Raw genomic sequence first — 25155 nt, 5'->3', positions numbered from 1 at the left:
CGGACACCACGTCCCCCGAACACCACACCCGGCGACTCCCCGGCGCGGGTATCACCCCAGGCAGGCCTCCCCACCCGGGCATCACCCCCGGCCCGGCTCTCCCCAGCCGGCCCGTGCGCCCCGCAGGACCACATCCGGCGTGTTCTGGATCAACCTCCGGACGGGCTCACGCGTCCGCGTACTTCGTTTCCGCGCTGGGGTCCAGGGCCAGGCGGTAGCCCCGTTTGACCACCGTCTGGATCAGCTTCGGGGTGCCGAGGGCCGCGCGGAGGCGGGCCATGGCCGTCTCCACCGCGTGTTCGTCGCGGCCGGAGCCCGGCAGGGCGCGCAGCAGGTCGGCGCGAGCGACGACCCAGCCGGGGCGACGGGAGAGGGCGCGCAGGAGGGACATACCGGCGGGCGGGACCGGCTTGAGGTCACCGTCGACCAGGACGGCGTGGCCGCGGATCTCCACACGGTGCCCGGCGACCGGGAAGGAGCGTGCCCGCGCGGGGAGTTCCTGGCACAGGAGCTGGACCAGGGGGCCGAGGCGGAAGCGTTCGGGCTGGACCGTGTCGATGCCGCTGGACTGCAGCGGCAGCGCGGTGACCGGGCCGACGCAGGCCGACAGGACGTCGTGGCCGAGCGCCGCCAGCACCTCGTCGAGCAGTCCGCGCTCCTTCGCCCGGGAGAGAAGGGAGGCCGCGGCCGGGGCACTGGTGAAGGTCACCGCGTCCACGGCCCGGGCGACCGTCGCGTCCAGCAGGCGGTCGACCGGCGTGATGTCCTCCGGCGGCATCCAGCGGTACACGGGCACCCCGACCACCTCGGCCCCGCCCTCCCGCAGCGCCTCCACGAACCCGGGCAGCGGCTCACCGTGCAGCTGGATCGCGATGCGCAGGCCGTCGACGCCCTCCTCCAGCAGCCGGTCCAGCACCTCCGCCATGGACTCCGACGACGGCGACCACTCCTCCGTCAGGCCGGCGGCCCGCACCGCGCCCTTGACCTTCGGCCCACGCGCCAGGATCCGTACGCCGCTCAGCCGCGCCAGCAGCTCCTCGCCCAGCCCCCAGCCGTCGGCGGCCTCGACCCAGCCCCGGAAGCCGATCGCGGTCGTGGCCACGACGATGTCCGGCAGCTGCTCGACGATCTCCTTCGTCGCGGCCAGCAGTTCGCTGTCGTCGGCGAGCGGCACGATGCGCAGGGCAGGGGCGTGCAGGACGGCGGCACCCCGCCGCTGCAGCAGCGCCCCGAGCTCATCGGCCCGGCGCGCGGCCGTCACGCCCACGGTGAAGCCCGCCAGGGGTCCGTGGTCCGGTCGCTGTTCTTCCTCGTACATGGCTCTCGTCCCGCATCCAGTCGTCGTACTTCGTGGGTACGGCGTACCTACATGCCGATCGAGCCTGTCAACGGCTCGTGACAGGCTCGGATCGGCGTGATTGCGCTGGTGTTACGTCACACCTCGGCGTAGCTGAGCTGCGGCTTCGCCTCCGAGGTCGCGGTGGTGACGGGTACCCGGGGAGCCGTACGGCGAAGGTATACGGCCCAGGTGACCGCGAAGCAGACCGCGTAGAAGGCGAGGAAGGCGACGAACGCCCCGGTGCCGGAGCCGTAGGAGAGGAAGGACTGGCGGAAGGCGAGGTTGATGCCGACGCCGCCGAGCGCGCCCACCGCGCCGATCAGGCCCATGGAGGCCCCGGAGAGCCGCCGCCCGTAGGCCGCCGCCGCCTCGCCCTCCAGTCCCTTGGCCAGGGCCTTGTTCTGGAAGATGCCCGGGATCATCTTGAACGTCGAGCCGTTGCCGAGCCCGCTCAGCACGAACAGCACCACGAATGCCCCGGTGAACAGCGCCAGCGACTTCTCCATGGAGGCGCCGATCAGGACCGCCGTCGCGACGCCCATGGCGACGTAGTTCCACAGGCTGATCCGCGCGCCGCCGTACCGGTCGGCGAGCCGGCCACCGACGGGCCGGATCAGGGAGCCGAGCAGCGGCCCGAGGAACGTGACGTACGCGGCCTCCAGCGGGGTCCGTCCGAACTGGTTCTGCAGGACCTGGCCGAAGGCGAAGCTGTAGCCGATGAAGGAGCCGAAGGTGCCGACGTAGAGGAACGACATGATCCAGGTGTGGCCGTCCCGCGCGGCGTCCTTGGCGGCGCCGGTGTCGTTCTTCACGTTCTCCAGGTTGTCCATGAAGAGGGCGGCCATGACCGCGGCCACGACGATCAGCGGGATGTAGATCCCGAGCAGCACCCGCGGGCCGCCGCCCGCTCCGATGATCGCCAGGGCGACCAGCTGCGCCACCGGCACGCCGATGTTTCCGCCGCCCGCGTTCAGGCCGAGCGCCCAGCCCTTCTTCCGCAGCGGGAAGAAGGCGTTGATGTTGGTCATGGAGGAGGCGAAGTTGCCGCCGCCGACACCGGCGAGCAGTCCTACGAGCAGGAACGTGGAGAAGGAGGTCCCCGGCTCCATCACGGTGAACGCGGCGACGGTGGGGACCAGCAGGAGGGCCGCGGAGATGATCGTCCAGTTCCGTCCGCCGAAGATCGCCACGGCGAAGGTGTAGGGGACGCGGACGACGGCACCGACCAGCGTGACCATCGAGGTCAGCATGAACTTGTCGGCGGGGGTCAGGCCGTACTCCGGGCCCATGAAGAGCACCAGCACGGACCACAGGGTCCAGATCGAGAAGCCGATGTGCTCGGACAGGACGGAGAAGAAGAGGTTCCGGCGGGCGACCTTCTCTCCGGTCTCCTTCCAGAACGTCTCGTTCTCCGGATCCCAGTGCTGGATCCAGCGTCCGCCCTTGCTCGGGGGTGCGGGTGCCGTGCCAGGGCCTGTCATGACGCCTCCACTGTGCTCCGGGGCTCGGTCGTACTTCGTGTGACTGACCCGAAGGTAGGGAGGACGCGTTTCCTGCCTGTGGCACCGGGTGACCGCGAGGGAACTTTGCTCTCACCCCGGGCTCGGGCGGGATGAGAGGTTGCGGGAGGTTTCCGTGTCGGTGCTGCGGGGACTGCTCGTGGGGGTGCTGGGGGTGGGGCTGGTGGTACGGGCCCGGAGGCTGCGCCCCGTAGGACCCGGGCGCGGGATGGCCCTGGTGCGGGGCTGGTGAGGGCCCCCGGGCACGGGCCGGGCACGGGCGGACCGCCGTAGGGACCGGAAGCGGCCGGGCCGGGGTACGGGCCCGGCGCGGGCGGAGCCGACGGCCGCGACCCGGCGGGCGTCCACGCGCCGCAGGGACCGGGGGCGGGCTGCCGCCCGGCGTACGGTCCCGGTGCCGGCTGGGCATACGGCCCGGGGACCACCTGCGCGTACGGCCCGCCCGCGAACGGATTGCCCTGCCCCTGGGGCTGCGCCGGCGGCAGGTACCGCAGCCGTCCGTTCTCGTCCACACCGGCAAACCCTGGGGAACGGAGTCCCGTTATCCTCTTGCGGACCCCACATGGGAAGGGGAAAGTCCATGTCCGCTGAGTCGGGGGCCGAGCGGCCTGAGGCGCAGCGCCCGCAGCGCACCTTTGCCGGAAACGCCGCCTTCGGAGCGGGAATGCTCCTCGTGCTGGCGACGGCGACGCTCGGCGCGTTCGCGGCCGTGGCCCTGCTGGGCAGGGCGGTGGGCGCGGCCCCACTGTCCGGCATGGTGCCCGACGACGGGAACAACGCCCTGGTGGTGGGAGGCATCGCGGTCGGCGGGCTGACCGGGCTGATGTTGCCGGTGATCCTGTTCGGCATGGTGCGGGGGAACGACGATACGCCCCGGGTCGGTCCGGGAGCGGCGGCGCGCAAAGTGCTGGCCGTGCTGGTGTTCGACGTCTGGCTGCTGGTCGTGGCGTTGCTCGTCGCCCAGCTGGGGTGGTTCCTCCCGGCTCAGGTCACCACCGTCGTCGCCGTCTTCGCCGTCGGGTTCAGCTGGATGCCGCTCGCAATGGTCCCCTGGGAGCGGTTCGGTCTCGGCGATGCGTTCGCCAAGCGCCGGGGTTCCGCCACGTCACACCAGGCGGAGTGAGTCCGCCAGCTCGTCGGCGACCTTGACGAGTTCCGCGCCGAGTCCCAGGGACGTCCACAGCAGCCGGCCTTCCAGCGCGGTGGGGTGCCGGCGCGGCAGGACATAGTGGGCCACACCCTCGACGATCGTTCCGCCGTCCGCGTCCGGGTCCGTGGGCTCTTGGCGGTGCACGCGCAGGGCTGGTCCCAGAGGCAGTTCGACCTCGATGAGCATCTGCTCCCCGCCGAAGTATGGGCCGTCCGCGCGCTCCGCCTCGGCCCGGAAGGCGGCCACCGTCTCTCACCTGGACCGAAAAGGAACCCTCGGAAAGGGCCACTCGTCGTCCGCCCCCGCCGATGCCGGGTCAGCTTAGCTTCGGGGTGCCGAGCGCCTCCGGCTGCCACGAACCTTCACCCGAGGCGCCCCATTCGGCCACAACCGGGGTTTCCGCTTCGCCGCGATGTCCTCGACCCAGCCGAACACGAGGATCGCCGCACCGATGAGGGGCCAGACGAGGGCGAACATCCAGAGGGTGTACGTGGTGTCCAGGGCGGACACCGCTCGGTCGCTCTGGAGGAACGGCAGCTCGTACAACAGGTCGAGGATCGGGACCGTGGCCATGATGAGGAGGTTGTGCCAGAGGTAGATCGTGACAGCGCGGTTGTTGGAGAGGGTCACGAGCTTGTCCCACCTGGCCAGGCGGCCCGGGAGTTCGCGCCAGGACGGGGAGTACTGGAGGAGGACTACCACGAAGCCGAAGGACCAGGCCGCCTGGGCCAGGGGGATGTCGTTGAGGTCCCAGCCGTCGGGGCCCAGGTGACCCGAGGCCCACCACAGGCCGAAGGCCATGAGCAGGGCCGCACAGGAGATCGACAGGTAGCGGGGGATCTGCTTGAGCAGGCCCTCCTGGTGGGCGAAGCCCAGGATCCAGCAGCCGCCGTAGACCGCGAAGTCGGTCACCGCGTTGCCCGTCTCGCCGGGGATCTTCACCAGGCCCGTGCCGACGACCGCCGTGAGGCCCAGCGGTGCCAGCAGCGTCGGCCACGGTGCCCGGCGGAACGCCCACAACAGCAGCGGGGAGGCGATGACGAACCAGAGGTAGGCCCGCAGGTACCACAGCGGACCGGCCGCCTGCACCGCCCAGGTGTCCTCCAGCAGGCCGGACTTGGCGCCGAGGTGCCAGGGGAAGGGCGGGGCGCCGACGGGGAAGAAGTAGTTGGCCAGCTCGACCAGGCCCCAGGCACCGCCGCGGTCGGGGTCCTTCAGCGGGTTCCAGCCGGCCGCGAACATCATCGCCAGCACCACCACGCCGAACACCCAGAGCGGGGGCAGGAGCCGGCGGATCCGGCCCCGGATCACACCGAACGCCGGGCGGTTCAGCGAGCGCGCCATCAGGGAGCCCGCCAGCGCGAACATCACGCCCATCGACGGGAACAACACCGTCAGCCACGCCCAGCCGAACAGGTGGTAGACGACGACACGGACCAGGGCGATCGAGCGCAGCAGGTCGAGGTAGCGGTCACGGCCTCCGCCCTGGCGCGCCGGTGCGGCGGGTGCGGTCGCGGTGGCGGGTCCGCCCGCCGGTGCGGGGTCGCTCGTGCGCTGCTGTGGCATGGCGTAGGACGCTCCCGGCATGCCGGACGGCACAGATGACGTGGGGATCGGGTTTCCGTGGGTCATGCCACCGGCCTCCGCTCGGAGCTGCTCTGGGACCGCTGGCGCGGCAGGGGGCCGCCGCCGGGCGCGTCGACCACACCGGTGCGCCGCAGCTTCTGCCAGCGCAGCCGGCCGCCGGTGAGGGCGGTGATCCAGGACTGGAGCAGTACGACGTACATCAGCTGGCGGTACAGGATCTGCTGCAGAGGCAGCGAGATGAGGTGGGTCATGCGCTCGCGGTCGAGCCGGAAGGCGTAGGCCGCGCAGACCGCCTGGATGGCCAGGACGCCGAGCCACGCCATGATCGTCTTCTGGGTGGGGCCGAACACGAGGCCGTAGATGAGGAACACGTCGATCAGCGGGGCCAGCAGGGGCGCCAGGACCATGAAGAGGGACACCAGCGGCAGTCCGACGCGGCCGAAGCGGCCCGAGGGGCCCTTGTCCACCAGGGCTCGGCGGTGTTTCCAGATGGCCTGCATGGTGCCGTACGACCAGCGGTAGCGCTGGGACCACAGCTGCTGGACCGTCTCCGGCGCCTCGGTCCAGGCACGGGCGTTCTCCGCGTAGACCACGCGCCAGCCGTCGCGGTGCAGGGCCATGGTGATGTCGGTGTCCTCGGCGAGGGTGTCGTCGCTCATGCCGCCGACCCGTTCCAGCGCGCTGCGGCGGAAGGCTCCGACCGCGCCGGGGATCGTCGGCATGCAGCGCAGCACGTCGTACATCCGGCGGTCGAGGTTGAAGCCCATCACGTATTCGATGTGCTGCCAGGCGCCGATGAGGGTGTCCTTGTTGCCGACCTTGGCGTTGCCCGCCACCGCGCCCACGCGCGGGTCGCCGAAGGGCTGCACCAGTTCGCGCACGGTGGACGGTTCGAAGACCGTGTCGCCGTCCATCATCACGATCAGGTCGTACCGGGCGTTGGCCACACCGCGGTTGAGCGCGGCCGGCTTGCCCGCGTTGAGCTGGCGGACGACCCGGACGTTCGGCAGGCCCATGGCCTCGACGATCCGTGACGTGCCGTCGGAGGAGCCGTCGTCGATGACGAGGACCTCGATGGGGTGGTCACTGCCGGCGAGGGAACGGACCGTGTTCTCGATGCACTTGGCCTCGTTGTACGCCGGGACCAGAACCGACACCGGTTCGGTGACCGGCGCTCCCCAGCGGAAACCGCGGCGGCGCACCCGGCGTGCGTGCACCCCGGAGAGCAGCAGCATCAGCACGAAACGGCCGATGACGAGGGTGCCGACGACCGCGAGTGCGACGACCAGCCCGTCGGTGAGGTGCTCCGAGGCCTGGACCAGGAAGATCCACGCCGCGCCCTTCCACCGGTCGAGGCCGGTGACGCGGGAGTGGGCGCTCGGGGCGTCGAGGGCCTCGGTGAGGTTGCTGAACGCGTAGCCCTTCTCGCGCAGGTCGGGCAGCATGCGGTCGAGTGCCTCGACGGTCTGGTGGCGGTCGCCGCCGGAGTCGTGCATCAGGACGATCGCGCCTTGGCCGCCCTTGGGCGTGGCACGCCGGACGATCTCGGCGACTCCGGGCTTGCGCCAGTCCTCGCTGTCGGTGTTGTTGACGACGGTGATGTAGCCGCGGTCGCCGATGTACTCGGTCACCGGCCAGGACCTGTTGTCCATGGCGTCGGCGAAGGAGGAGTACGGCGGCCGGAAGAGGGAGGTACGGATGCCCGCCGCGCCCGAGAGGGCGAGCTGGTTCTGGGACAGTTCCCAGTCGATGCGCTTCTTGGACTGGTAGGACAGGTCCGGGTGGTTGAAGGTGTGCAGGCCGACCTCGTGGCCTTCATCGACCATGCGCTGGACCAGGTCGGGGTAGCGCGAGGCCATGGTGCCGGTGACGAAGAAGACGGCGTGTGCGTCGTGCTCCTTCAGGACGTCCAGGACTTTCGGCGTCCAGACCGGGTCGGGGCCGTCGTCGAAGGTGAGCACCAGGCGGTGGTCGGGCACACGCAGGCTCTCCGTGCGGCCGCTGCGGGTGTCGATGACGGGCCCGCCGCTCATGATCTTCTCCGGCACCTGGTCGGTGGCGGCGGGCGGCCGGACCCGGTGGTCGGCGAGGATCTCGCTGTGCACGTAACCGCGCAGCATGAGCATCGCCATCAGCGCGACGAGGACGAGCAGGGGCAGGAGCAGGCGCAGCGGCAGGCGGCGCCTGGAGCCGCCACGGGCTCGGGGCGCCGGCCCGGAACGGCGGGTACGGGATGCCATGGGTGGTGGTACTCCGGGGTGGTGCGGGATGGGGTGCTGCGGGGACGTTCGGCACTGCGGGGATGTCGGTGCTGCGGGGACGTTCGGTACTGCGGGGATGCGGTGCTGCGGGGATGTCGGTGCTGCGGGGACGGTGCCGGCGTGCTCCGCGGCGCCGTCGGCGGGTCTCGCACTTCCCAGCGGGACCGGGAGCCCTAAGCACGCGAGCGTGAGGCGCCGGAGCGCCCTTCCCTCGGATCTCCCCCCGGGGGGAGACGTGACAGGCACCGCTCGCGCGGCCGGGACCACTGCCGGCGGCCGGGAAGGTTCACCGGCTCGCGATGCTCGGCAGGGCACCTCGCCGCGTTGTCGCATCACCCGGGTACATCCCGTACGCGGGCGATGCTCCGCCGTGCGCACCGCACCGGACGCCGCGAGCTGTCCGGCCGGCCTTTCCGGCCGTCAGCACTAGAGGGTGGGCGTCGGTTCGGCGGGCGGCGTCTCGGCCGGGCCTTCGGCGACCGTGCCGGTGCCGTCGCTGTCGCCGGCGCCCAGGGTTTCGGTCGGCTCGGGCGTGGGCTCGACCGTCGGCGTCGGGTCGGGGGCCGGCGTGGCCGGCGGGTCGGCCGGCTTGGTCGGGACCGGGACGGTCACGCCGGTGCCCGGGTCCGGTGTGGTCCGGGTCGCGGTCGGCGAGGGGCGTGCCGTCGTGCCGCGGCGACCGGGTTCGGCGGTGGCGCCGCGTTCGACGGCGCCGGGATCGGGCGAGGCTGAAGCGGCCTCGTCAGCCGTCGGCGCGTTGCCCGGGGCGGTGGTGCCGGTGCCGGTGCCGGTGGCCGGGTCCGACTGCTTGGGCAGCGGCGGGCTGTCGACCTGCCCGGCCGACGGATCCTGCTTCTGGCCCGGTACGGGCAGCCAGGGCGCGTTGGAGTTGCCCGACAGCAGCGTGGCGACGATGACGACGGCGTAGACCCCGCAGGCCAGGGCGATGACTATGCCGATCCGGCGGAAGCGCCGGCTGCGGCGGCCCGACTCGTCGACGAAGACCGGCCGGTCGGCGGGGGCCGGGCCCACACCGATGCCTTCCTCGACCCGCCGCACGAACCCGTCCCCGAGTTGTACGGCGTCGAGCTGGATGGTGACCTCGTGCGGGTCGTGGGTGTGCCCGGCGGGATCGGGGGTCCAGGCAGGGTCGTGGGCGCGCCCGACCGGGTGGGCGTCCTCCTGCCAGGGGTCGTGGACTGCGGTCCGGAACTCGGTGCCCGAGTCGAACGAGCGGAAGGAGTCGGCCTCGCCCTCGCTCTGCCGGGGGATGCCGCGCAGTACCTCCGTACCGGCGGGCAGCCGGTAGCCACTCGCCCGGTCGTCACCGTCGCGCACCTGGGTGGCTCTCCGGTCTCCGACGCTGCCGTCCGCGGGGAACTCCCCGGTCGCCGCCGCGGCCTCGGGCCACTCGCGTTGGGCGTCTTCTCGCCAACTTGTCACACGCACGCACTTCCCCCCACGGGATGGTTCGGGTGCGCTACGACCTGAACACCCGCCGTCGGATCGGGCCCCCACCCGTCCCAGCGCCCCCTATTACCACAGCGTGCTCAGGCATTGAATGTAGCGCACGAGGAGGTTGTGTGTGCGCGCGGGTATCGAATCGTGTCAGTCGTGAGACGTCATGAGGACATCGTCACCGGCCGGAATCCATCGTCCGACGGGCCGCCGCAGCCACCCCTCCTCTGCGGCGAGCCGGGCCGCCGCCTGCCGCAGGGCGTCGAACGCGGGGTGGGTGAGGCCCTTGCGCCACACCAGAGACGGGGGACAGCGTCACCTGCCGGGTGGTCCGCACGAACAGCTCGGCCCCCAGCTCCCGCTCCAGCCGCCGCACATCCCGGCTGAGCGCTCGCTGAGCCACATGCAGCCGCACGGCGGCCCGCGTGAAGTGCAGTTCCTCGGCAACGGTGACGAAGGCACGCAGCAGGCGGGGATCGAGATGGGCAGGCTCGCGGTGAACCTAAAGCGGCGGACGCCGGGAGCCCGGGCTCAGGAGGGCCCGGGCTCAGGAGGGCCTCAGGGGCCGGTGACCCGGGCCTCACGGGCGGGTGTTCTTCGGGGACCTCTCCGTCTCGCCCGACTGGAGGTCCGAGTCGTGGAAACCCTCCTCGCCGCTGAAACCCTCCGCGCCGACCGGCGCCGCAGCCTGCCCCACTCTGTGACGTGGGACCGAGCGCATCGGCGGGCGGGTCAGGGTGATCTGACGGACGACCTGCTGAAAGCAGGCGAGGGCGGCGAGGCCGGGCAGGGCGGCCGCGGCGATGCCGAGGATCGTCCGCGGTGCCTGGACGACGCACAGCAGCACGGCGATGCACGAGAAGACCAGCACCACGCACCACGAGTGCACGGCACGGCGCTGGTGCAGCGCGGCCCGCAGGACGGACAGCGAGCCCACCAGCCAGGGTCCGTACACCAGCAGGGGCCACCAGGTGCGCAGGCCCCGCGCCGCGGGGGACACCGCGACCACGCGCAGGGAGTCGTAGGCGACGAGGCCGCTCAGAAGGCTCACGGCGGAGGCGATGACGGCCGCCAGGACGGCGACGAGGAAGCTGGTGGTGCGCAGTGCGCGCGGGGCCTTGCGGGTCCGGACCTTGCGGTGACGCCGAGGGACCTCCCGCACGGGCGGCAGTTCCTCGGTGATGTCCTGGAGCCGCCGCATGTGGGTGCCCGGGACGGAGACCGGTGCCGGCTCCGCGACCTCGGCCAGGTCCTGGTCACGTGGAGCGGGGATCCTCGCCGCCTGCTCACCGAGGGCCTCCTCGAGGATGAACGCCAGTTCCTCGGCGGGGTCCCAGGTCGGGTCCGGCGGTGTCAGGGGAGTGATGAAGTCCCGGGCCGGAGCCCGGTGCCGGCCAGTGCCCTCGACTTTGTCGTACATGGCGTGACCCGGCTATTTCGAAAGCGCGAAAGCCGGCCAATCCGTCGCCCCGATCCATCGCCGGGCGAGGTCCCTTTCCAGCGCGCTCATGGCGTCGATGAAATCACGGAGCACCGGCTCGGTCACCTGCAACGTGACCGGACAACCACCTCTGGTGAGTGTGCCGTTGACTGTCGCCGACGAATGCGCTGGAGCTGGGATGTAGGTATACGGGCCGAGCGTTACCGCCCAGCCGTCTTTCCTGGTCGCCTCGGTCATGTACCCACTAACCGTCGACCCACTTCCCCGGATGCGCGGCAAACGAGTGAAGGATTTTCCCGAATGAGCATCTTTTCCATGCGTCATGAGGAACATCAAGAATCTCCATATCTCTGTATGAAGATCAGAGAGCGAATGTTTCCGGCCACGGGTTTCGGCCTCCAGGTCATGGATCCACCACCTGGGTGCGTGGCCGCGCACGGAACAGGTGTGGGACCGCTTGATCGTCCCGGGACGACGGTGGCCGCATGCCGCACCTGTCCCGTACCGCCGCCTGTTCCGCCTGCCGGGCGGGCGCCCGCGCGTTCACCGCCGGGAACCTCATCGCCCGACTGCCCATGGGCATCTTCGGCATCAGCGCGGTCGTGATGATCGCCGGGACCCGGGACTCGTACGCCCTCGCCGGTGCCGTCGCGGCGACGGGGCTCGCGGCCACCGACTGGTCACGCCCTGGATCGCGCGGCTCGTCGACGGCACGGCCAGGCCCGGTTCACCCTGCCCGCCACGGTGATCGCCGTCCTCGCCCTCCAGGCCGCGGGCCCCTGCGTGGCAGGCCTGCCGTACGGCACCGTGAAGCCCGACGGACCGGCCGAGGCCCGGCTGCCCCGGTGCGTGGCGGCGATGGCCGCGCTGCCGACTCTGCCGCTGCCGGCCGCGGCCCTCAGCGGTTCGCTCCTCCTCCTGGCGGCCACGCTGCTGGTGGCCGGGATGGCGACGGCACCGACGATGGTCACCGCCATGACGCTGGTCCAGCAGCGCACCCTCGAGGGGCGGCTGAGCCAGGGCGTGACCCCCGCGGTGACCGGTCTGCTGGGCGGCATCGCCTGCGGCACGCGTGATCGGCCGCTGGACCGTGGAGCACCTCTCGCCGACGACGGGTTTCGCGGTCCCGGTGACGGCAGCGGCCCTGACCCTGACCCCGTCCTTGCGCCGCGCTTCGAATCGCTTCACCAAGTATTCCGCGCCCCATTGACGCTCTCACGCACCCCGCATACGTTCGATCGTCGAAGCGCTTCGACGTCGTGCGCCGGGAGAGTAGGGGAACCCCCACATGAAGTTCACCGACGGCTACTGGCTCCTGCGCGAGGGCGTCACCGCGGCCCATCCGGCCCAGGCCCTCGACATCACCGAGTCGGACGGCGCACTGGAGATCCACGCCCCGACCCGGCCCGTCCGCTCCCGCGGCGACCTGATGACCGGCCCGGTCCTCACGGTCAGGGCGCACACCCCCATGCCGGACGTCATCGGCCTGACGCTGACGCACTTCACCGGCGGACAGCCCCGCGGCCCGGAGTTCGAGCTCACGGCGTCGGACACCACCGCGGAGATCACGTACGACGACGAGCACGCGATCCTGACCTCGGGCGACCTGTCGGTCCGGCTGGCCCGGGGCGGCCCCTGGCACGTCGAGTTCCTCGCGCACGGCCGCACGCTCACCAGCAGCGGCCACAAGAACGCGGGCATCATGCGGGACGCCTCGGGCGCACACCACCTGCGCGAGCAACTGGTCCTGAAGGTCGGCACCTCCGTCTACGGCCTCGGCGAGCGCTTCGGCCCGCTGGTGAAGAACGGGCAGGTCGTCGACGTCTGGCAGGCCGACGGCGGCACGTGCAGCGAACAGGCGTACAAGAACGTGCCCTTCTACCTCACGGACGCGGGCTACGGCGTCTTCGTCGACCACCCGGGCAAGGTGTCCTTCGAGGTCGCCTCGGAGGTGGTCTCCCGGGTGCAGTTCAGCGCGGAGACACAGGAGTTGACGTATTACGTCATCCACGGTCCCACCCCGAAGGAGATCCTCCGCAAGTACACCGCCCTGACCGGACGTCCGGCCCTGCCGCCCGCCTGGTCGTTCGGCCTGTGGTTGTCGACGTCCTTCACCACCTCTTACGACGAAGAGACGGTGACGTCCTTCATCGAGGGCATGAAGGAGCGTGAACTGCCGCTGTCCGTCTTCCACTTCGACTGCTTCTGGATGCGGGAGTTCAACTGGTGCGATTTCCGGTGGGATTCACGGGTGTTTCCCGACCCCGAGGGCATGCTGGCCCGGTTGAAGGCCCGTGACCTGCGCGTCTCCGTGTGGATCAATCCGTACATCGCCCAGCGCTCCCCGCTGTTCGCCGAGGGCAAGGCGCTCGGGCATCTGCTGAAACGCCCGGACGGCGATGTCTGGCAGTGGGACATGTGGCAGCCCGGCATGGCCCTGGTCGACTTCACGTCACCGGCCGCCCGCGACTGGTACGCCGGCAAGCTGGAGGCACTGCTCGCGCAGGGCGTCGACTGTTTCAAGACCGACTTCGGCGAACGGGTGCCCCTCGACGTGGTCTGGTCCGACGGCTCGGACCCGGAGCGGATGCACAACTACTACACGTACCTGTACAACCGCACGGTCTTCGAAGTGCTGCGCAAACACCGCGGCGAGCAGGAGGCCGTCCTCTTCGCCCGGTCGGCGACGACGGGAAGTCAGCAGTTCCCCGTCCACTGGGGCGGCGACTGCGAGGCGACGTACGAGTCGATGGCGGAGTCGCTGCGCGGCGGTCTGTCCCTCGGGCTGTCGGGCTTCGGCTTCTGGAGTCATGACATCGGCGGCTTCGAGGGCACCCCCACCCCGGCCCTGTTCAAGCGCTGGCTGGCCTTCGGACTGCTCTCCTCCCACAGCCGTCTGCACGGCAGCAGCTCCTACCGGGTGCCCTGGCACTTCGACGAGGAGTCGGTCGAGGTGGCACGCCACTTCACCCGGCTGAAGCTCCGCCTCATGCCCTATCTGTACGAGACGGCCCGCGCGGCCCACACCGAGGGCCTGCCCCTGATGCGGGCCATGGTGCTGGAGTTCCCGGACGACCCGGGGTGCGCGCACCTGGAACGGCAGTACATGCTCGGCCCGGACCTGCTGGTCGCCCCGGTGTTCGGCGACGACGGCGACGTCACGTACTACGTCCCCGAGGGCACCTGGACCCACTTCCTCACCGGCGAGACGGTGACCGGCCCGCGCTGGGTGCGCGAGCGCCACGGCTTCCTGAGCGCGCCCCTGCTGGTGCGGCCCGGCGCGGTGATCCCGGTCGGCGCGCGGGACGACCGGCCCGACTACGACCACGCCGACGGGGTGACACTGCGGGCGTACGGCCTGCGGCCCGGCGACGAGGTGACGGTGCCGGTCGGGGACGTGACCTTCACGGTCGTCCGCGAGGGGAACCGGCTGCGGGCGACGTGCGGCACGCCGGCAGCCGTCTGGGGCCTGGCCGCGGGCGAACGCGAGGTCCAGGCCCCGCCCGGCACGGGTCTGCTCACGCTGGAGCTGGACTGATGGTCAAGATCACGGACGTGGCGCGCCGGGCCGGGGTCTCCCCCAGCACCGTCTCCTACGCGCTGAGCGGCAAGCGTCCGATCTCCGAGGAGACCCGGCGGCGCGTCCAGGCGGCCGTCCGCGACCTGGGCTACCGCCCCCACGCGGGCGGCCGGGTCCTGACCGGCGGCGAGCCGAACGTCCTGGCCCTCGCCGCGCCGCTGCGCCGCGGCGTGCATGTCCCGGTGGTGATGCGGCTGGCCGTGTCGGTGGTGACGACGGCCCGCGCCCACGACCACGACGTCCTGCTGCTCACCCGGGAGGAGGCCGAGGAGGGACTGGGCCGTGCCCTGGGCACGGACTCGGTGGCCGGGCTGCTGCTGACGGACGTCGAGCTCGACGATCCCCGTCTGCCCCGGCTGCGCGCCCTGGACCGCCCGTCGGTCCTGATCGGCCTTCCCGCGGACCCGTACGGCCTGACCTGCGTGGACCTCGATTTCCAGGCGGCGGGCGAGGCGTGTGTGAACCATCTGGCGGAGCTGGGCCACCGCCGGGTCGCCCTGGTCGGCTCACCCCCGGAGGTCTACCTCCGGGGAACGGCCTACGCCCACCACCTCATGCGGGGCTTCACCGCCGCCGCCACCCGCCGCGGCCTGACCGCGTCCGTCCACCCGGCCGGCCCCGACCCCGCCACGGCCCCCGGGCTCGCCGAGCGGCTGCTGCGCGAACACCCGTCCCTCACGGCCGTCGTGCTGCACAACGAGCCCCTCCTGGAACCACTGATCCGCGCGTTCCGGCGGCTCGGCCTACGGATCCCCGGCGACCTGTCGCTCATCGCCGTCTGCCCCGACGACCTCGCGACGACGCCCGGACTCCCGGTCACGTCCGTGTCCCTCCCGGCCGACGAGTTGGGCACCCGCGCGGTGGAACTCCTGATGCACAAGCTCCACGCCACCCCGGTACCGCGGACGACGCTGCTGCCCCCGCACCTGACGGAACGGGCCAGTACGTCACGCCGGGTGCCGGCCTAGAGAGCCTGTCGTTCGAGGGCGGGCACCTCCGGTTCTGACAGCTGCACGCACCGGGCCCCGCTCACCGCGATCAGGTCGCAGGACGGTCTCGAACCGGAGCCGGGGTCCCATGACAAAGGCCCCGCCGCTCGAAAGCGGCGGGGCCTTTGCCCACATGGGATGAGTGGAGATGGCGGGAATCGAACCCGCGTCCAACGGTGCAGAATCAGGGCTTCTCCGTGTGCAGTTCGCTGTGATTTTCTCGGCCCCGGCGATCACGCGAACAAGTCGCCGACGGGCCCAGTCACTGTTTGGTTTCCCATCGAGCCCCGTGACCGGGCTCGATGGTTTAGTTCCCTAGATTATGCCAGGATCCGGGCCGGGAACACTCCCGGGCTGACACCCATTTAGGGTCCTTCACTCACTGCTTATCAGGCAGCGAGGGCGAAGGACTGGGAATCGCGCTTAGTAGTGGCGATTATTTTTTGCGACATATGGTTTACGAGATCATTGCCGCTTCCTCGACACGCTTCCCCTGCTTCGACATCCGCTGTCGAAACCGATCATCCCCATGTTGTGTTGACAATCCCTCCGGAGAGGGGCGCGCACCCGCTGTGGGGTGCAGTCACCATCGTACGTGACCAACGCGGGTCGGTGCCAGCGTATTCCTACGTCCCGCGCTGCCTCCGCTTCACCGCCGCGATCGCGCGGTCGGTCTCCCGCCGGTCCTGCTTCTCACGGAGCGCCTGGCGCTTGTCGTACTCCTTCTTGCCCTTCGCCAGCGCGATCTCGACCTTGGCCCGGCCGTCCTTGAAGTAGAGCGCCAGGGGCACGATGGTGTGACCCGTCTCCCCCGTCTTCGACTCCAGCTTGTCGATCTCGGCGCGGTGCAGCAGCAGCTTCCGCTTGCGCCGGGCGCTGTGGTTGGTCCAGGTGCCCTGGCTGTACTCCGGCACGTGCACGTTGTGCAGCCACGCCTCGTTCCCGTCCAGCTGTACGAAGCCGTCGACCAGCGACGCCCGCCCCTGACGCAGGGACTTCACCTCGGTCCCGGTGAGGACCAGGCCGGCCTCGTAGGTGTCGATGATGAGGTAGTCGTGCCGCGCCTTCTTGTTCTGCGCGATCAGCTTGCGCCCTTTTTCCTTAGCCATAGTGCCGACCATTTTCGCACTACGGAGGGGCTCTGCGGAAAGTCGATTACGAGGGGCTCGCGAGGCCGCGCAGCACGGCCTGGGCCCGCTGGAGGGCGTCCTCGTCGGTCTCCAGGTCGGGCGTGATGCCCCGGCCGTCGGCCCCGCGGCCGGAGGGGGTGCGGTAGTGCCCGACGGTCAGCTCCGCCACGGAGCCGTCGGGGAGGCGGCTCGGCATCTGGACCGAGCCCTTGCCGAAGGTGCGGGAGCCGACGACGAGCGCCCGTCCCCGGTCCTGCACGGCGCCGGTGAGCAGCTCGGCCGCGCTCATCGTGCCACCGTCGACGAGCGTGACCAGGGGCTTGGTGGTGTCGCCGCCGGGTTCGGCGTGCAGGGCGCGCTGCTCGCCGTCGACGTCGTAGGTGGCGACCAGGCCGCCGTCGAGGAAGGCGGAGGCGGCGGTCACGGCCTCGGTGACCAGGCCGCCGGAGTTGCCGCGCAGGTCGAGCACGATCCCGGCGCCGCGCGGGGCCCGGCGGACGGCGGCGCGGACCTGGTGGCCGGAACCCTTGGTGAAGGTGGCGACCTTGATGACGGTGACCCGGCCGGCGAGCTCCCGGACGGTGACCGAGTCGGTGGACAGACGGGCCCGGCGCAGGGTCTGGGTCCAGGCGCGTGAGCCGCGCTCCAGGCCGAGGCGGACGGCGGTGCCGGCGGGGGCGTCGGTGGCGTCCCCGCGCAGTAAGGAGACGACCTCGGTGACGGGTCGGCCGTCGGTCTGCTCGCCGTCGACGCTGCGCAGCAGGTCCCCGGGGCGGATCCCGGCGGTGGCCGCGGGCGAACCGGCGCGCACCTTCGTCACCTCGATGCGGCCGTCCCGTTCGCTGCGGGCCCAGAGGCCGACGCCGGTGTACTGGCCGTCGAGGGCCTCCTCGAACTCCTGGTACTCGCCCCGGGAGTAGACGGCGCCCCAGCGGTCTCCGCTGCGGCTGACGGCCCGCTTCGCGGCCTCCATCGGGGACGTGCCGTCGGCCACGGCCTCCTCGGCCGCGCGCGCGACGTCCGTCCGGGACGCGGCGGGGCCGGCCGAACGGACCTTGCCCGGCGCGGAGTTCCGGTCGTCCTGCGGCAACGCCCCCGTGGCCGCACCGGCGACGAGCACACTCGCGAACACCAAGGTCAGGGCTGCCCCGCGGCGGATGCGACGGGGCTGACAGAACGGGTCACGACCTGACATGCCGGTGAGTCTAGGACAAGGGGAAGGGCCGTACGGTCGGTTGACCGCACGGCCCCTCTTGGCATGCGTCACACCTTCAAGTACTTGCGCAGCGCGAAGAACGCGGCCAACGCGGGCATCAGGAGGCTCGTGGCGAGGATGAGCGGCAGCTTCGTGAGGACGGCGTCCCAGCCGATGAAGTTGATGAGTGTGAGCTGATCGGCCAGGGCCAGTCCGTGGTCGATGATGAAGTACCGGGCGGCCAGCAGGAAGGCGCACGCGACAGTGCCGCCGATGAGTCCGGCGACCGCAGCCTCCATGATGAACGGCGCCTGGATGTAGAAGCCCGAGGCGCCGACCAGGCGCATGATGCCCGTTTCACGCCGCCTGCTGAACGCCGAGACGCGCACCGTGTTGACGATCAGCATCAGCGCGACGACCAGCATCAGCGCCATCACCGCGCGCGCGGCCCAGTTCATGCCCTCCAGCAGCTTGAAGAGGTTGTCCAGGGTCTCCTTCTGGTCCTGCACCGACTGCACGCCGTCCCGGCCGTTGAAGGCGGTGGCGATGACCTGGTATTTCTCCGGGTCCTTCAGCTTGATGCGGTACGACTCCTGCATCTGGTCCGGCGTGAGGGAGCTGGCGAGCGGTGAGTCGCCGAACTGCTCCTTGTAGTGCTTGTACGCCTGGTCCTGCGACTCGTACGTGACCGTCTGGACGACGCCCATCTTGCCGAGGTCGGCCTTGATCTGCTTCTTCTGGTCGTCGGTCACCGCGCCCTTGGCGCAGTTGGGGTCGGACTCGGCATCGCTCTTGTTGCAGAGGAAGATCGAGACGTTGACCTTGTCGTACCAGTAGCCCTTCATGGTGTTGACCTGGTCGCTCATCAGGAGCGACCCGCCGAACAGGGCGAGCGAGAGGGCGACGGAGACGACGACGGCGAACGTCATCGTCAGGTTGCGGCGGAGACCGACACCGATCTCCGACAGGACGAACTGGGCGCGCATGGCGACTGGTTATGCCTTTCCGTGGATCTCGGGTGCGGTATCAGTGCTGGTAGCCGTAGACACCGCGGGCCTGGTCGCGCACGAGGCGGCCCTTCTCCAGTTCGATGACGCGCTTGCGCATCTGGTCCACGATGTTCTGGTCGTGGGTGGCCATCACCACGGTCGTGCCCGTCCGGTTGATGCGGTCGAGCAGCTTCATGATGCCGACGGAGGTCTGCGGGTCGAGGTTGCCGGTGGGCTCGTCGGCGATGAGCAGCTTGGGCCGGTTGACGAAGGCCCGCGCGATGGCGACGCGCTGCTGCTCACCACCGGACAGCTCGCCGGGCATCCGGTCCTCCTTGCCGCCGAGCCCGACGAGGTCGAGCACCTGGGGCACGGACTTGCGGATCTCGCCGCGAGACTTGCCGATGACCTCCTGCGCGAAGGCGACGTTCTCGCCGACCGTCTTGTTGGGCAGCAGGCGGAAGTCCTGGAACACCGTCCCCAGCTGGCGCCGCATCTGCGGAACCTTCCAGTTGGAGAGGCGGGCGAGGTCCTTGCCCAGAACGTGCACCTGCCCGTGACTGCACCGCTCCTCGCGGAGGATCAGCCGCAGGAAGGTGGACTTTCCGGAGCCGGAGGACCCCACGAGGAACACGAACTCGCCCTTCTCGACCTCCAGGGAGACATCCCTGAGGGCGGGGCGGGTCTGCTTGGGGTAGACCTTGGAGACGTTGTCGAATCGGATCACGGATGCACCACGGGTCGCCGGGGGTAGATGAGCGTGACCATACGCGAACCGGGTAGGCCACCGCAGTCACCGGTCGCGGTTGCGCATCGGTTGTGCCGTTTTGTACGCCCCGGCAACGCGGGGACCTGCACACTCGGCCCCGCGCCCCGCAGCGGAGGGAATCCGCGAGACCACCCCTTTGGGAGCGAGCCGCGCGCCCTCCGCCGGAACCTGGCAGAGTAGAGGGGGGAACATTCCCGTCCCCCCACACGTTGGACCCGTGGAACCGGCGCAAGGAGGGCAAGCGCATGACGTACGACCGGCTGGTGTGCGCGAACTGCGCGTCCCCTGTGAACGAGGGCCGTTGCGCCGTGTGCCGCGCGAACCGCGAGCGGCTGCAGCAGGAGAACTTCTTCGCGGGTCTGAACCCGATGGCGCTGATCGCACTGCTGACGGTGCTGATCGCGGCGGTGGCCCTCTTGGCGCACCAGACCGCGTAAGGGCGCGGCAGCCGCCCCCGGACATGGCCGAGGGCCCGGAGCGTTTCACTCCGGGCCCTCGGTGTTGCGCTGCGCACGGTCCGTGAGAACGCGCCTACCGTCAGGCGGCAGCCCCGCCGTTGCCGCCCACGAGGCGCGGCAGCAGACGGAAGCCGACACCGCCGGCGATCATCGTGGCGGCGCCGATCACCAGGAAGGTGGTCTGCGCGGCACCCGTCTCGGCGAGCTCCTCGCCACTGCCCTGCGCCTGCGGCGCCGGGGTGGAGTCGGAGCCGATCTCGGTGAGGGCGGAGGAGCCCTCCTCCTGCGGCGAGGTGCCGCCGTCGGGGTCGGCGTTGTTGCCACCGCCACCGTTGCCGCCACCGTTGCCGTTGCCGCCACCGTTGCCGCCGCCGTTGCCGTTCCCGTTGCCCGGGTCGGTCGGGGCGACGGTCGGGTCCTCGGTCGGCTCGGTGGGCTCCTCCGTGGGCTCGGTCGGCTCCTCGGTGGGCTCCTCGGTCGACGGCGGGTCCGTCGGGAGGCTGGTCGGCGGGTCGGTCGGGAGCTCGGTCGGGAGCTCGGTCGGCGTCGGGGCCGGCGACTCCTCGGCGCACAGGATGCCCAGCAGGCAGTCCTCGGACTCCGCGGCGGATGCGGCACCGGCGGCGGTCAGCGAGGCGCCGGCGGCGATCACGGCACCGGCCGCTATCCGCGCGACACGGATCCGCGTCTTCTTCGTCATGTGGTTGCTACCCCCAGTAGCTCATCGTCATTAGGCAGCGCTCGGGGCTGTGCTCGACGGGGGAAGCTGCGGTGAAAGGCCCCCCGGTTCACATGCGCCCCAGAGACACGCATGCCGCGCTTCACCCTTCCCACTTTTCAAGAGCACGTCAAGGCCGTTTGCAGCCGCCATGTCCAACTACGGGGGCTATGCCGGGAGTCTGAGCGTGTGAGTGTGACGCAAAACCCAGACATGCGGGCATAGAAAAGGCAACTGCCGCCCACGGAGCGGCAGTTGCCTTGTCGACAAACTTACTTCTGCTGCTGCTTGCGCCAGCGAATTCCGGCCTCGAGGAAACCGTCGATCTCGCCGTTGAACACGGCCTCGGGGTTGCCGACCTCGAAGTCGGTGCGCAGGTCCTTGACCATCTGGTACGGGTGCAGGACGTAAGAACGCATCTGGTTGCCCCAGGAGCTCCCGCCGTCCTTGAGGGCGTCCATCTTGGCCCGCTCCTCCTGGCGCTGCCGCTCCAGCAGCTTCGCCTGGAGAACGTTCATGGCGGTCGCCTTGTTCTGGATCTGCGACCGCTCGTTCTGGCAGGAGACGACGATGCCGGTGGGGAGGTGGGTCAGCCGCACCGCGGAGTCGGTGGTGTTGACGCCCTGCCCGCCGGGGCCTGACGAGCGGTACACGTCCACGCGCAGTTCGGACTCGTCGATCTCGATGTGGTCGGTCTGCTCCACCACGGGCAGGATCTCGACGCCCGCGAAGGAGGTCTGGCGCCGGCCCTGGTTGTCGAAGGGCGAGATGCGCACGAGCCGGTGCGTGCCCTGCTCGACGGAGAGCGTGCCGTACGCGTAGGGCACCTGGACGGCGAAGGTGGTCGACTTGATTCCGGCCTCTTCCGCGTACGACGTCTCGTAGATCTCTGTCTTGTAACCGTGCTGCTCGGCCCACCGCAGGTACATGCGCTGGAGCTTCTCGGCGAAGTCGGCGGCGTCGACGCCACCGGCCTCGGCGCGGATGTTCACCAGCGCCTCCCGGGAGTCGTACTCACCGGAGAGGAGCGTGCGGACCTCCATCTCGTCCAGCGCCTTCTTCACGGCGGCGAGCTCGGACTCGGCCTCGGCGCGGGTGTCCGGGTCGTCCTCCTCCTCGGCCATCTCGAAGAGAACGCCCAGGTCGTCGATGCGACCGCGCAGGGTCTCGGCCTTGCGCACCTCGGCCTGGAGGTGGGACAGCTTGCTGGTGATCTTCTGCGCCTCATCGGGGTTGTCCCAGAGGGACGGCGCGGCCGCCTGCTCCTCGAGCACGGCGATGTCTGCCCTCAGCTTCTCGAGGTCCAGAACGGCCTCGATCGACTCCATGGTCGAGGAGAGGGACTTGAGCTCTTCGGATACGTCGACGACTGCCACGCCCTCCAGCGTAACGGCTCCGCCCGGCGGCCATCGCCGGGCGGCCGGAGACGGCGGCTCAGGGGGACTGGGGCGCCGAGCTCCCGGTGTCCTGGGGAGGACTGCTCGCGTCGTCGTCCGAGGTGGACAGCCACGCGCCGACGCCTATCGCCGCCGCCAGGGCGACCGCGCCCGCTCCCAGGGCTATCCGGCGGCGCCGAGTCGCCGCGCGGTTGCGGGCCGAGCCCGGGCGGGGGGCGCCGGGGGCGCGGGGCGCCCGGGCCGTCCCGTGGGCGCCGCCGGCCAGCTCGTCGGGGGCGGGGACGCGCATCGAGGTGTGGGTGTCCCGGTTGGAGTCGGCCGGCTTCGCACCCGGCACCAGGGGGACCGCACCCCGCCGCCGGACCCGCTCGCGAGCCGGTGCCGGTCCGGCCGGCTGTTCCTCGCGGTCGGCCTCCTCCGCGGAGTCGGTGTCCGGCTCGTCCACCTCCAGCGGGGGCATGCCCGCCAGCATCGGCAGCAGCTCCCGCAGCCGGGCGCCGAGCTCCGAGGCCCGCAGCCGCGAGGCCGGGGCCTTGGCGAGGCACTGCACCAGCAGCTGCCACAGCTCGTCCGGGATGCCGGGCAGCGGGACGACCGTCTCCGTGACGTGCCGGCGCAGGACCGCGCCCGGGTGGCCGCCGCCGAACGGGGTGAAGCCCGCCAGCAGCTCGTAGAGGACCGTGGCGAGCGCGTAGATGTCGACGGACGCACGCGGGGGCAGGCCCTCGACGATCTCCGGGGCGAGGTAGTCCGGGGTGCCGATGATCTTCGTGGCCTTGGTCCGGCGCGGAGTGTCGATGAGCTTGGCCACACCGAAGTCGGTCAGCAGCGCGCGGTGCGAGCCGCCGGGTCCGAGCGGGCCCTGCATGTCCAGAAGTACGTTCTCCGGCTTGACGTCCCGGTGCACGACACCCGCGGCGTGGGCGGCCGCCAGTCCGTCGGCGATGTCCGCCGCGATGGCGACGGCCGCCTCGGGGGCCAGACGCCGGTCCCGGTCCAGCCGGGTTCGCAGGTCCGTGCCGCGGACGAGGTCCATGACGAGCGCCAGGTCGTTGCCGTCGACGACCAGGTCGCGCACCGACACCACGTGCGGGTGCTCCAGGCCGAGCAGCGCTGTGCGCTCCTGCACGAAGCGCCCGACGAGCTCCTGGTCCGACGCGAGGTCCTCGCGCAGCAGCTTGATGGCGACGGGGCCTTCGGGGCCCTCACCCAGCCACACCGTGCCGGCGCTGCCCCGCCCCAGGATCTGGTGGGCGGTGTACCGGCTGCCGATCTTCCGTGCCAAGGCTGCTCCTACCGACGCGTGTTGTCGCTAAAACTACGCGTCCGGAGAGCCAACCTTCACCGTGGAGGCGGAAATCACCCGCCAGGTGTCGACAAATCACCAACCCCGCAGGGCGGTTCCGGTCAGTTCGTGCCGGAACCGCTCCCGCCGAGCTTCTCGAACCAGCCGGTCACGGTGCCGAACCAGTCGGTGAGCTGGTCCCAGTAGCCCTTGCCCGTGCCGATCCACTCCTGGAGCGGGCTCAGTTCCCAGACCAGCCAGCCCGCGACGAACAGGATGACGATCGTGAACAGGCAGCCCTTCAGGCAGCCCAGCCCGGGGATCCTCATCCGGTTGGCGCTGCGCTGGCGCGGCTGCCGGGGCTCGCGCTGGGGCCGCTGCGGCTGCTGGGGCTGGGCCGGGGGCGCCGGCGGGGCGTAGCGCTGCGGCGGCTGGGGCCGCTGGGGCTGGGGTGGCTGGGGGGCGTACTGCTGGGGCTGCTGCTGCGGATGGCCGTAGCCGGGTCCGGGCGGGGGCGCCTGGCGGCGCGGGGGCTGCTGCTGCGGCTGTGGCCGGGCCACTTGGCGCTGGGGGCGGCGGCGCAGCGGGTCCTGGCCGGGGTCGAGGTACTGGACCTGCGTCTGCTCGTTGCGGTCGCGGGCCGCCCGCAGCTGGTTCTGCCAGGGGTGCGGGTCCTCGGGGCCACCCTGCTGCCCCTGCTGCGAGCCCGGCGGGACGGGCGGCATGACGGCGGTCGGGTCGGCCGCGCCCCGGTGGGGCATGACGGCGGTGGGGTCGGCCGCGCCGGCCGGACCGCCGGTGTGCGGCAGCACGCTGGTCGCGGCGTTCGGGTCGTACGCGCCCGCGTTCTGCGGGAGGACCTGGGTCGGGTCGGCGGCGCCGGGCGTGTCCGGTACCGGCGCGGGGGCCGGGTCGGGCACGAGGAGCATGCCGACGCCCTCGGCGGCGGCGATCTGCGCGGAGTTCGCGTGCACCCCGATGCCCTCGGCGACGACGCGCAGGCCGCGGGCGAGGTTCTCGGCGCTGGGCCGCTCGTCCGGGTTCTTGCGCAGGCAGCGCTCGATGACCGTCCACAGCGGGTCGGGGACCGTGGAAGGACGGCGCGGCTCGGCGCTCAGGTGCTGGTGCAGCACCTCCAGGGCGGAACCGCCGGCGAACGGCGGGCGACCGGTGACCAGCTCGTACAGCAGGATGCCGGCGCCGTAGATGTCGACGGCGGAGGTCTGCGGGCGCCCCTCGGCGGACTCGGGCGCGACGTACGCGGGTGTGCCGACGAACTCCTGGGTGCGGGTCAGTCCCGGGGAGTCGGCCAGCCGGGCGATGCCGAAGTCGGTCAGCAGCGGGTGCATCTGGCCGTCGTACTGCTGGAGCAGCACGTTGGCCGGCTTGAGGTCGCGGTGGACCACGCCGTCGGCGTGGCTGGCGGCGAGCGCGTCGGCGATCTGGGCGGTGAGCAGGGCGGCGGCGACCGGGGTGAACGGCCCGTTCTCCCGCAGGTAGCGGTGCAGGTCGGGGCCCTCGACGAGGTCCATGACCAGCGCCAGCAGCTCGCCCTCGACCACCAGGTCACGGACCCGGACGATGTTCGGGTGGGTCAGCCGGAGCAGGACGGAGCGCTCCCGGAGGAACCGCATGACGATGTCCGGGTCGCCGGCCAGCTCTTCCTTGAGGACCTTGATCGCGACGGTCTCGCCGGGCTGCCCCGGAACGGCCGCCTCGGCGCCCGCGGTCTCGCGCTGGCGGGCTCGCCAGACGGTGCCCGTGGCGCCGCGTCCGAGCGGCTCCTCGAGCAGGTACTTGCTGCCTACCGGCCGCACGTCATGCGCTCCCTGGTGCTTGCCTTGCCTGCTGGCCTGTCCGGACCACTGTAGTGCCGGGCAGCCGAGGAC

At 71.2% G+C, this 25155-nt stretch carries 21 protein-coding genes, 1 other RNA gene and 2 pseudogenes; 5 read left to right on the top strand and 19 right to left on the bottom strand.

What is annotated here, in order from left to right; genetic code table 11:
• Positions 1 to 166 precede the first annotated feature (166 nt).
• Together ACIQHQ_RS00330 and ACIQHQ_RS00325 are read right to left on the bottom strand one after the other, a co-directional pair.
• Positions 167 to 1318 carry a uroporphyrinogen-III synthase gene (locus ACIQHQ_RS00330; RefSeq protein ID WP_402608587.1) on the bottom strand — a complete coding sequence of 384 codons (1152 nt, stop codon included), beginning with the start codon at positions 1316 to 1318 and terminating at the stop codon, positions 167 to 169.
• Between the two features lie 116 nt (positions 1319 to 1434).
• Complete coding sequence (locus ACIQHQ_RS00325) at positions 1435 to 2820, bottom strand: nitrate/nitrite transporter (protein WP_402608585.1); 1386 nt, start codon at positions 2818 to 2820, stop codon at positions 1435 to 1437.
• 619 nt (positions 2821 to 3439) lie between these two features.
• On the opposite strand from ACIQHQ_RS00325, the gene ACIQHQ_RS00320 reads away from it, so the two are divergent.
• Entirely contained in the window at positions 3440 to 3982 is a 543-nt protein-coding gene (locus tag ACIQHQ_RS00320) for a hypothetical protein (RefSeq protein WP_402608583.1), read from the top strand.
• Here ACIQHQ_RS00320 and ACIQHQ_RS00315 read toward each other — a convergent pair.
• The 8 genes and pseudogenes from ACIQHQ_RS00315 to ACIQHQ_RS00280 all read right to left on the bottom strand — a co-directional run bounded on the left by ACIQHQ_RS00315 (position 3965) and on the right by ACIQHQ_RS00280 (position 10993).
• Positions 3965 to 4255 carry a hypothetical protein gene (locus tag ACIQHQ_RS00315; RefSeq protein ID WP_402608581.1) on the bottom strand — a complete coding sequence of 97 codons (291 nt, stop codon included), beginning with the start codon at positions 4253 to 4255 and terminating at the stop codon, positions 3965 to 3967. The two genes, ACIQHQ_RS00320 and ACIQHQ_RS00315, sit on opposite strands and share 18 nt — an antisense overlap.
• 75 nt (positions 4256 to 4330) lie before the next feature.
• Positions 4331 to 5641 (bottom strand): acyltransferase, encoded by a 1311-nt coding sequence (locus ACIQHQ_RS00310; protein WP_402608579.1) that lies wholly within the window; start codon positions 5639 to 5641, stop codon positions 4331 to 4333.
• Complete coding sequence (locus ACIQHQ_RS00305) at positions 5638 to 7836, bottom strand: polysaccharide deacetylase family protein (RefSeq protein ID WP_402608577.1); 2199 nt, start codon at positions 7834 to 7836, stop codon at positions 5638 to 5640. Before ACIQHQ_RS00305 ends, ACIQHQ_RS00310 begins: the two co-directional genes overlap by 4 nt.
• Positions 7837 to 8283: 447 nt before the next feature.
• The gene (locus ACIQHQ_RS00300) at positions 8284 to 9306 is read right to left on the bottom strand and encodes a hypothetical protein (protein ID WP_402608575.1); all 1023 of its coding nucleotides are present in this window, start codon (positions 9304 to 9306) and stop codon (positions 8284 to 8286) included.
• Between the two features lie 159 nt (positions 9307 to 9465).
• Positions 9466 to 9612, bottom strand: coding sequence for a hypothetical protein (locus ACIQHQ_RS00295; RefSeq protein ID WP_402608574.1), 147 nt, complete (start codon positions 9610 to 9612; stop codon positions 9466 to 9468).
• Positions 9613 to 9628: 16 nt separating this feature from the next.
• A pseudogene (locus ACIQHQ_RS00290) lies at positions 9629 to 9784 on the bottom strand (LysR family transcriptional regulator); the annotation flags it as partial.
• 111 nt (positions 9785 to 9895) lie between these two features.
• On the bottom strand, positions 9896 to 10735 hold the full coding sequence (locus ACIQHQ_RS00285) for a hypothetical protein (protein WP_402608573.1): 840 nt from the start codon (positions 10733 to 10735) through the stop codon (positions 9896 to 9898).
• 12 nt (positions 10736 to 10747) lie between these two features.
• Positions 10748 to 10993: a hypothetical protein gene (locus tag ACIQHQ_RS00280; protein WP_402608572.1), complete on the bottom strand. Its 246-nt coding sequence runs from the start codon at positions 10991 to 10993 to the stop codon at positions 10748 to 10750.
• A 274-nt stretch (positions 10994 to 11267) separates the two neighbouring features.
• Between ACIQHQ_RS00280 and ACIQHQ_RS00275 the strand changes: the two are divergent.
• From ACIQHQ_RS00275 to ACIQHQ_RS00265, 3 genes and pseudogenes are all read left to right on the top strand, one after another.
• A pseudogene (locus tag ACIQHQ_RS00275) lies at positions 11268 to 11966 on the top strand (hypothetical protein).
• A gap of 78 nt (positions 11967 to 12044) precedes the next feature.
• A complete protein-coding gene (yicI, locus tag ACIQHQ_RS00270) occupies positions 12045 to 14294 on the top strand; it encodes an alpha-xylosidase (RefSeq protein ID WP_402608571.1) in 2250 nt (749 codons plus the stop codon).
• Entirely contained in the window at positions 14294 to 15304 is a 1011-nt protein-coding gene (locus tag ACIQHQ_RS00265) for a LacI family DNA-binding transcriptional regulator (protein ID WP_402608570.1), read from the top strand. Before yicI ends, ACIQHQ_RS00265 begins: the two co-directional genes overlap by 1 nt.
• A 161-nt stretch (positions 15305 to 15465) precedes the next feature.
• On the opposite strand, the gene ssrA is transcribed toward ACIQHQ_RS00265, so the two are convergent.
• The 5 genes from ssrA to ftsE form a co-directional block, all read right to left on the bottom strand.
• Positions 15466 to 15854: a transfer-messenger RNA gene (gene ssrA, locus ACIQHQ_RS00260) on the bottom strand.
• Positions 15855 to 15951: 97 nt separating this feature from the next.
• Positions 15952 to 16434 (bottom strand): SsrA-binding protein SmpB, encoded by a 483-nt coding sequence (gene smpB / locus ACIQHQ_RS00255; RefSeq protein ID WP_402608569.1) that lies wholly within the window; start codon positions 16432 to 16434, stop codon positions 15952 to 15954.
• A gap of 46 nt (positions 16435 to 16480) precedes the next feature.
• Entirely contained in the window at positions 16481 to 17650 is a 1170-nt protein-coding gene (locus ACIQHQ_RS00250; RefSeq protein ID WP_402608568.1) for a S41 family peptidase, read from the bottom strand.
• Between the two features lie 68 nt (positions 17651 to 17718).
• Positions 17719 to 18636, bottom strand: coding sequence for a permease-like cell division protein FtsX (gene ftsX, locus ACIQHQ_RS00245; RefSeq protein ID WP_402608567.1), 918 nt, complete (start codon positions 18634 to 18636; stop codon positions 17719 to 17721).
• A 40-nt stretch (positions 18637 to 18676) separates the two neighbouring features.
• Entirely contained in the window at positions 18677 to 19366 is a 690-nt protein-coding gene (gene ftsE / locus ACIQHQ_RS00240) for a cell division ATP-binding protein FtsE (protein ID WP_003990615.1), read from the bottom strand.
• A 287-nt stretch (positions 19367 to 19653) separates the two neighbouring features.
• Here ftsE and ACIQHQ_RS00235 point away from each other — a divergent pair, with 287 nt between their 5' ends.
• Positions 19654 to 19845 carry a hypothetical protein gene (locus ACIQHQ_RS00235; protein WP_352118143.1) on the top strand — a complete coding sequence of 64 codons (192 nt, stop codon included), beginning with the start codon at positions 19654 to 19656 and terminating at the stop codon, positions 19843 to 19845.
• A 100-nt stretch (positions 19846 to 19945) separates the two neighbouring features.
• Here ACIQHQ_RS00235 and ACIQHQ_RS00230 read toward each other — a convergent pair whose 3' ends face one another.
• From ACIQHQ_RS00230 to ACIQHQ_RS00215, 4 genes are all read right to left on the bottom strand, one after another.
• Positions 19946 to 20566 (bottom strand): hypothetical protein, encoded by a 621-nt coding sequence (locus ACIQHQ_RS00230; RefSeq protein WP_402608566.1) that lies wholly within the window; start codon positions 20564 to 20566, stop codon positions 19946 to 19948.
• A 290-nt stretch (positions 20567 to 20856) separates the two neighbouring features.
• Positions 20857 to 21960 (bottom strand): peptide chain release factor 2, encoded by a 1104-nt coding sequence (gene prfB / locus ACIQHQ_RS00225; protein WP_402608565.1) that lies wholly within the window; start codon positions 21958 to 21960, stop codon positions 20857 to 20859.
• A gap of 58 nt (positions 21961 to 22018) precedes the next feature.
• Positions 22019 to 23266 carry a serine/threonine-protein kinase gene (locus ACIQHQ_RS00220; protein WP_402608564.1) on the bottom strand — a complete coding sequence of 416 codons (1248 nt, stop codon included), beginning with the start codon at positions 23264 to 23266 and terminating at the stop codon, positions 22019 to 22021.
• A gap of 122 nt (positions 23267 to 23388) precedes the next feature.
• The gene (locus ACIQHQ_RS00215) at positions 23389 to 25083 is read right to left on the bottom strand and encodes a serine/threonine-protein kinase (RefSeq protein WP_402608563.1); all 1695 of its coding nucleotides are present in this window, start codon (positions 25081 to 25083) and stop codon (positions 23389 to 23391) included.
• Positions 25084 to 25155 lie beyond the last annotated feature (72 nt).

It is taken from the genome of Streptomyces sp. NPDC092370 (assembly GCF_044755265.1).
Taxonomy (GTDB): Bacteria; Actinomycetota; Actinomycetes; order Streptomycetales; family Streptomycetaceae; genus Streptomyces.
The sequence above is the reverse complement of the archived record's forward strand: the minus strand, read 5'-3'. Positions and strand labels throughout refer to the sequence as shown.

What these genes read in the sequence shown, in the direction of transcription:
- ACIQHQ_RS00330 (WP_402608587.1), bottom strand. Translation starts at nt 1,318, where the DNA reads ATGTACGAGGAAGAACAGCGACCGGACCACGGACCCCTGGCGGGCTTC.
- ACIQHQ_RS00325 (WP_402608585.1), bottom strand. Translation starts at nt 2,820, where the DNA reads ATGACAGGCCCTGGCACGGCACCCGCACCCCCGAGCAAGGGCGGACGC.
- ACIQHQ_RS00320 (WP_402608583.1), top strand. Translation starts at nt 3,440, where the DNA reads ATGTCCGCTGAGTCGGGGGCCGAGCGGCCTGAGGCGCAGCGCCCGCAG.
- ACIQHQ_RS00310 (WP_402608579.1), bottom strand. Translation starts at nt 5,641, where the DNA reads ATGACCCACGGAAACCCGATCCCCACGTCATCTGTGCCGTCCGGCATG.
- ACIQHQ_RS00305 (WP_402608577.1), bottom strand. Translation starts at nt 7,836, where the DNA reads ATGGCATCCCGTACCCGCCGTTCCGGGCCGGCGCCCCGAGCCCGTGGC.
- ACIQHQ_RS00285 (WP_402608573.1), bottom strand. Translation starts at nt 10,735, where the DNA reads ATGTACGACAAAGTCGAGGGCACTGGCCGGCACCGGGCTCCGGCCCGG.
- ACIQHQ_RS00280 (WP_402608572.1), bottom strand. Translation starts at nt 10,993, where the DNA reads ATGACCGAGGCGACCAGGAAAGACGGCTGGGCGGTAACGCTCGGCCCG.
- yicI (WP_402608571.1), top strand. Translation starts at nt 12,045, where the DNA reads ATGAAGTTCACCGACGGCTACTGGCTCCTGCGCGAGGGCGTCACCGCG.
- ACIQHQ_RS00265 (WP_402608570.1), top strand. Translation starts at nt 14,294, where the DNA reads ATGGTCAAGATCACGGACGTGGCGCGCCGGGCCGGGGTCTCCCCCAGC.
- smpB (WP_402608569.1), bottom strand. Translation starts at nt 16,434, where the DNA reads ATGGCTAAGGAAAAAGGGCGCAAGCTGATCGCGCAGAACAAGAAGGCG.
- ACIQHQ_RS00250 (WP_402608568.1), bottom strand. Translation starts at nt 17,650, where the DNA reads ATGTCAGGTCGTGACCCGTTCTGTCAGCCCCGTCGCATCCGCCGCGGG.
- ftsX (WP_402608567.1), bottom strand. Translation starts at nt 18,636, where the DNA reads ATGCGCGCCCAGTTCGTCCTGTCGGAGATCGGTGTCGGTCTCCGCCGC.
- ACIQHQ_RS00235 (WP_352118143.1), top strand. Translation starts at nt 19,654, where the DNA reads ATGACGTACGACCGGCTGGTGTGCGCGAACTGCGCGTCCCCTGTGAAC.
- ACIQHQ_RS00230 (WP_402608566.1), bottom strand. Translation starts at nt 20,566, where the DNA reads ATGACGAAGAAGACGCGGATCCGTGTCGCGCGGATAGCGGCCGGTGCC.